The 1,022-nt window shown below is 56.7% G+C and carries 1 protein-coding gene and 1 pseudogene; both read right to left on the bottom strand.

Going from position 1 to position 1,022, the window contains the following annotated elements:
• A partial coding sequence (locus tag RTW80_RS25930) for an ImpA family type VI secretion system protein (RefSeq protein ID WP_312720946.1) occupies positions 1-863 on the bottom strand: 863 nt, incomplete at its 3' end.
• 10 nt (positions 864-873) lie between these two features.
• Positions 874-1,022, bottom strand: a pseudogene (locus RTW80_RS31770) (hypothetical protein); the annotation flags it as partial.

Raw genomic sequence — 1,022 nt, 5'->3', positions numbered from 1 at the left:
TCAGGTGAGGCCATCCACACCGTTGCTGCGCCCTGAGCGGTGTCGTTAACCTGTAACAGTTGCTGCTGCACCGGATAGACCTGCCACCACCACAATGCTGAGGCGACAGCCACTGAACAGGCGATCCCTGCGATAAACCCTCTTACCGTACTGCCTTGCTTTATCACACTGGCCTGTGGGGGATTCTCTGTCAGACTGCGCACTTCCACTTTCATCTCAGGCAGGCCGGGCAGGGGAGGCACTACCGCTTCTGGTGTGGAAGATGCCTGTGTTTCCGGGGCATAAATCAGCGTTCTGACCGTGGTCTGTGCGGCGTTCTCAGTGTTACTCTTCAGCTGGGGTTCAAGCCGTTTACGCGTGTTCTGCATAAAATAGAGCAGATTCTCCACGCGCGGAACGCGCTTCAGTTCCACCTGCTGGAGCTTATCGCAGATAAGCTGCAATGCCCGCTCTGTGCGGTAGATCAGTGGTAGGTCGGATTCCGCAAAGGAGATTTGCTGACGCAGAATATTGCCGGTTCGGGAGTTAAACCAGTCCAGCATTTCAGTACGCGCCGGGCCGCCCTGCGGCCAGAACTTATCCCAGTCGTGGCTTACCATTGCCGCCAGCAGTTCCGCACCTTCGCAGAATCCCGCCAGTCCCTGTGTCCGTGTCCGGGCAAGCGTATAGTAGGTGGCGGTGTGTAAATCCACACCGTTGGCTTTAAAAATCGCCAGCGCCAGCGACTCCACCAGTTTCCAGTTCAGCTCAGGCTGTGACGGGTGGCTGGCTTTGTTTATTTCCTCGCGGATGGCGCTGAATTCCGGCAGCCCGCGCGGGTCACTGCCGGTAACGATAGTTTGTGTCAGTACGTTACTATTCATCCCTGCCTCCTCAGTACAGTGTGTCTGACAGACCAAACTGGCTGAACAACCCACCGCTGAACGGGTTATCTTCCGTGTCGGTATGCACACGGTAGGTCATCGCGCCACCGTCCACGCTAAAGCGCACGGTAAAGTTGCCATCCTGTACTCCGGTCAGTT

It is taken from the genome of Escherichia sp. AM3, assembly GCF_032029835.1.
Classification (GTDB): Bacteria; Pseudomonadota; Gammaproteobacteria; order Enterobacterales; family Enterobacteriaceae; genus Escherichia; species Escherichia coli.
This window is presented reverse-complemented; position numbering and strand designations above follow the sequence as displayed.